The organism is Streptomyces regalis, assembly GCF_001509475.1.
In the GTDB taxonomy this organism is placed as follows: Bacteria; Actinomycetota; Actinomycetes; order Streptomycetales; family Streptomycetaceae; genus Streptomyces; species Streptomyces regalis.
Genome location: NZ_LLZG01000150.1, coordinates 1 through 4,602 on the forward strand (window position 1 = coordinate 1; position 4,602 = coordinate 4,602).

6 protein-coding genes and 1 pseudogene are annotated in these 4,602 nt (G+C 67.1%); 3 read left to right on the forward strand and 4 right to left on the reverse strand.

Annotated elements, in window-relative coordinates:
- Both ADL12_RS19745 and ADL12_RS19750 read right to left on the reverse strand, forming a co-directional pair.
- Positions 1-127 (reverse strand): DUF397 domain-containing protein (locus ADL12_RS19745; RefSeq protein ID WP_062703995.1); only part of this gene is annotated, 127 nt, incomplete at its 3' end.
- An 8-nt stretch (positions 128-135) separates the two neighbouring features.
- Positions 136-987 carry a helix-turn-helix domain-containing protein gene (locus tag ADL12_RS19750; protein WP_062703996.1) on the reverse strand — a complete coding sequence of 284 codons (852 nt, stop codon included), beginning with the start codon at positions 985-987 and terminating at the stop codon, positions 136-138.
- 224 nt (positions 988-1,211) lie between these two features.
- Between ADL12_RS19750 and ADL12_RS19755 the strand changes: the two genes are divergently transcribed.
- The 3 genes and pseudogenes from ADL12_RS19755 (at position 1,212) to ADL12_RS19765 (ending at position 2,373) form a co-directional block, all read left to right on the forward strand.
- Positions 1,212-1,649, forward strand: a complete 438-nt coding sequence (locus ADL12_RS19755) for an ATP-binding protein (protein WP_062703997.1) — start codon at positions 1,212-1,214, stop codon at positions 1,647-1,649.
- A 56-nt stretch (positions 1,650-1,705) separates the two neighbouring features.
- A pseudogene (locus ADL12_RS19760) lies at positions 1,706-2,008 on the forward strand (type II toxin-antitoxin system RelE/ParE family toxin); the annotation flags it as partial.
- Positions 2,005-2,373: a helix-turn-helix domain-containing protein gene (locus ADL12_RS19765; RefSeq protein WP_062704000.1), complete on the forward strand. Its 369-nt coding sequence runs from the start codon at positions 2,005-2,007 to the stop codon at positions 2,371-2,373. The pseudogene ADL12_RS19760 and the gene ADL12_RS19765, both read left to right, overlap by 4 nt.
- Positions 2,374-2,562: 189 nt before the next feature.
- Here the strand turns inward: ADL12_RS19765 and ADL12_RS19770 are convergent, their stop codons facing one another.
- Together ADL12_RS19770 and ADL12_RS19775 are read right to left on the reverse strand one after the other, a co-directional pair.
- Positions 2,563-2,898, reverse strand: a complete 336-nt coding sequence (locus tag ADL12_RS19770) for a hypothetical protein (protein WP_062703999.1) — start codon at positions 2,896-2,898, stop codon at positions 2,563-2,565.
- A 20-nt stretch (positions 2,899-2,918) separates the two neighbouring features.
- A partial coding sequence (locus ADL12_RS19775) for a sodium:solute symporter family protein (RefSeq protein ID WP_244187955.1) occupies positions 2,919-4,602 on the reverse strand: 1,684 nt, incomplete at its 5' end.

A 4,602-nucleotide genomic window follows, 5' to 3' on the forward strand; every position in this document is an offset into this window, starting at 1 on the left:
GGTGGGTTGTGGGGGTGTCGCTCTCGCGGAGGTGGATGGTGGTGGGGGATGCGGCGAGTTCGACGCAGGTGTTGCCGTCCCCGCCGTCGGAGAAGGTGGACTTCTGCCAGTGCAGGGTGTGGTCCATGGAGTGCCTCACAGCTCCCTCGTCAGACGGTGGATGAAGTCCTGCGATGCGACTGGGTCCAACGTCGCCTTCTCCACCTTACGGAAGAGCGTTCGAAGCTGCGCCAGTTGGGCTTCCGCGTCGATGAACGCGGTGCCGGTGGGTGCGTCACGCAGGCCGGTGTCCAGATGGGGGACCGGACCGCCCGTGTACATCATCGAGGCCCCGGCGCCGGCGAAACCGTCTTGGGCGGTGGGGATGACGCGCACAGTGGCGTGCCCTTGTTCGATCTGGTCCAGGATCCGAAGCAGTTGAGCGAGGGAGGCATTGCGGTCGGCCACGCGGATACGCAGGGCGAACTCGTGGATGATCGTCTCGTAGGGGGTGGGGTTGTCACTGTCGATGACGGCGCGTCGCCGCATCCGGTGTTCCACGCGGGGGTTCAGTTCGCTTTCGGGTAGGCCGGGCATCATGTACGCGTACACCGCGCGGGCATAGTCGGCGGTCTGCAACAGCCCGGGAACGTGCGTGATCACGACCTCCCGCAGGAACGTCGCGTGGTGCTCGACCTCGGCAGTGTCCAGGAAAACCGGAGGAAGCACGCCCCGATACTCCTCCCACCAACCGTGCGTGCGGTCGGTCGCCATCGCCACCAGGGCTTCGATCAACGCGTCGTCCGTGCAAGCGTAGTTGGCCGCCAGACGGCGTACGCGTTCCGCGCTCACGCCTGCGACGCCGGACTCGATCTGACTCATCTGGACCGCGTCGGCACCGAGTAGCGCTGCTGCTTCCCGGGCCTTCATGCCCGTCGCCTCACGGAGCCTGCGCAACTCGGCGCCCAGGCGCACCCTTCGGGCCGTGAGATGCCTCTTCGGCGGCAATCGGCACCTCCTCTTTTCAACTGCCCTGTGGACATACCTCGTTCGAGCGCCAGGATAGGGCAACGGCTTGCATATTCCTAATGTTAGGAAATACCGTCGGTGACGCGCCGCACACGCTGCGGAACGCCGGGACCCCGGAAGCGCACCGCCCCGCCATGCCATGACGGCTGCGGCACTGCCACCGCCCGTAACCCAACTTCCCATCAATCAACTGGAGTTGCCCCATGCCTGAAACCGGACTCGAATGCGAACCCGGCCCCGACTCCTGGGAGTACTCCCTCTATGTACCGAACGACCCGCGAGCCGTCACCGTCTGTCGCCGCACCCTCCGTCTGACCCTCACTCTGCACGGCCTCATCCGACTCGCCGACATTGCCGAACTCGTCGCCTCGGAGCTGGTCTCCAACGCCGTAGTGCACACGAAGGGTCCCGCCGCCCTGCGGGTGCGCTGGTCGAAGGGGGCGCTGCGGATCGGGGCCTGGGACGCCGACCCCGGACCGCCGGAGCCGCCGGGGCGGTGGGAGGACCTCGCTGACGTCGACGTCGAAGGCGGTCGCGGCATGGCGCTCGTGCGAGCCTGCTCCGACCAGTGGGGCTGGCAGCCACTGTCCAGGTTCGGCAACCGGGGCAAGTATGTGTGGTGCGAACTGGGTGCGGCATAGTGCCCGGCTCGTCGCGCGAGGCGTGATCTCCACTCGCCGCCTTATATAGATAGCAATACGACAACGCCGAGCGTGCTGCCGACATGCTCGCCGCCCAGGCGACCACCTTGGGGGAGCCGTACTCCCGGCACCTCGGCGGCAAGTTGCGGGAATTGCGCTTCACGATGGATGGGAACGCGGTCCGCATCACGTACTGGCTCGCTCCCGAGCAGCGGGTCGTGCTCCTGACGGTGTTCCGCAAGACCAGGCAGCGGGAGGACGCCGAGGTCGAGCGGGCTCGACAGGCACAGAAAGTGTGCGAGGCGGAGCATGGTCCCGCTGAGCACAGCTACGACCGGAGTGAGGAGGGCAAGTGGTGAAACACTCCCAGTGGAAGACTCGGCGGACCCGGAAGTTGCTGGGGGAGCAGGTCGAGGAGTCCGCGGCCTACGTGGAGGCCGGGTACGCGTTCGCCCTGGGGCAGGCCGTCCATGACCGCCGTAGGGAGCTCGGGCTGTCGCAGGCCGAGCTGGCGCGCCGCGCCGGAATGACCCAACCCCAGATCTCCAACGTCGAGGGCGGCGACTCCGTACCGACACTGCCGTTGCTGACCCGTCTGGCCAAGGCTCTGGACGCATCGCTGACCATTGATCTCGACGGTGACAGTTCGGCGTTCGTCTTCACTCCGCACGACAGCGACCGGTCATCCGAAGCGCCGTCGGACGGAGGCTCCTCCGCTGCTTGAGCCGCGCGTACCGCTGTCGTCACGGTGGCGGAGCGTGCAGGCCTGTGCGTATACCTGAGGGCAGGTGGACGACCTCCGGGGACAGGTATTCCAGCGATGGCCAACAGCCAACAGTGCCAGTGGCGTACGGGGCCGCCGGGCCGGAGCCCACCGCCGTGGACTCCGGCTCCACCTGGTCCCCGACCCCGGTTACTCCAGCGTCGTCTCCTCCGACAGCGGAGGCGTCGGCGGTGCCGTCGGGCGCAGCCACAGCCACACCAGGAAGAACATCCCCAGGGCCAGCATCCCCAGCCCCGTCCACAGGTTGATGTTGACGCCCTGGGCCTTGTCGATCGTGGCGTCGCCGTCGGTGAGCCCGGTGATCGTGACGATGACGCCGTAGATCACGAAGAGGCCCCCGATGATGCGCCGGATGTCGAAGAGGCGGGCGGCTGTCGCGGACTTCCCCTCCAGGTCGGTGACTTCCCGCAGGACGTCCTCCTCGGAGTACCCGTGGTGCTCGGGGTGTCCGGAGTGCTCGGTCATGGTCGGTCAACCTCCGGTCGTCAGAAGGAGAACGGGACGTAGCAGACGGCCGCCAGCACCACCGCACCCCACCCCAGCAGCGCCGGCTTCCGGTACCAGGCCTCGTCGCCCGGCGCCGGCGGCTCGGCCATGCCGGGGGAACGGGTGCCGTAGACCAGGCCCTGGAGTTCCTCCGTCGGCTTCGGTGCCGTGAAGAGGGAGACGGCCATCATGACGACCGCGCCGGCCACGAAGCCCGCGATCGCCGACACGAAGTTCGCGCCCTGGTCGGAGGGGATCGAGATGACGTCCTGTTTGTAGAAGACGAAGTAGTTGACCATGGCGGCCGTCGTGCCTGCCAGCAGGCCCCAGAAGCCCGACTTCATCGACGCCCGCTTCCAGAACATGCCGACGATGAAGACCACGAACATCGGCACGTTGAAGAAGGAGAACAGGGTCTGGAGGTAACTCATGATGTTGGAGAAGGACGAGGCCAGGAATGCGGTGCCGATGGAGGCCAGGACGCCGATCGCCGTGATCAGGCGGCCGAAGCGGACGTAGTAGGTGTCCTCGCGGTCCTTGACCACGTACCGGGCCCAGATGTCGTTCGTGAACACCGTGTTGAAGGACGAGACGTTCGCCGCCATGCCCGCCATGAACGCCGCGAGCAGGCCCGTCACCGCGATGCCCAGGACGCCGTTCGGCAGGAGCTGTTCCATCAGGTACGGGATCGCGTCGTTGTACTGCAGGTCCGAGCCGGAGGTACCGATCTTCGGGACGAGCACCGCCGCCGCCAGGCCCGGGATCATCACCAGGAACACGATGAAGATCTTCGGGAAGGCCGCGATCAGCGGGGTGCGCTGGGCCGCGGAGAGGTTCTTCGCGGAGAGCGCGCGCTGGACCTCCGCGAAGTTCGTCGTCCAGTAGCCGAAGGAGAGCACGAAGCCGAGGCCGAGCACGATCGTGAGCCAGTTCGCGCCGAGTGGGTTCGCGTCGCCGATGCCCGTGCCGCCCCAGGCGGTGACGAAGTCGTCGCCGTGGGTCTTGGTCAGGGAGTCCGTCAGGCCGTCCCAGCCGCCGACCTTCTTCAGCGCCAGCACGGTGATCGGGATCAGCGCGGCCAGGATCACGAAGAACTGCAGGACCTCGTTGTAGATCGCCGACGACAGGCCGCCGAGGGTGATGTAGGCGAGGACGAAGAAACCCGCGACGACGATGGCCACCCACTGCGGCCAGCCCAGCAGGGCCTCGACCACGATCGCCAGGGCGTACAGGTTCACGCCGGCGATCAGGATCGCGGCGAAGGCGAACAGGACCGAACTGAGCAGGTGCGCCCACTTGTCGAAGCGCAGGAGCAGGAACTCGGGGACCGAGCGGACCTTGCTGCCGTAGTAGAAGGGCATCATCACCAGGCCCAGGAAGACCATGGCCGGGATGGCGCCGATCCAGTACCAGTGGACCGTGTAGGCACCGTACTGCGCGCTGTTGGCGGCCATGCCGAGGATCTCGGTGGCGGCCAGGTTGGCGGAGATGAAGGCGAGGCCCGTGACCCAGGCGGGCAGGGAGCGGCCCGAGAGGAAGAAGTCGAGGCTGGTCTTCACCGAGCGGCGGGCGGCGAAGCCGATGCCGAGCACGACGACGAAGTAGATGCCGAGGATCGTGTAGTCGATCCAGTTCGTGGGGAGCCGCAGCTCGGCGGCGAGGTAGGTGGGGCTGGGGCTGGGG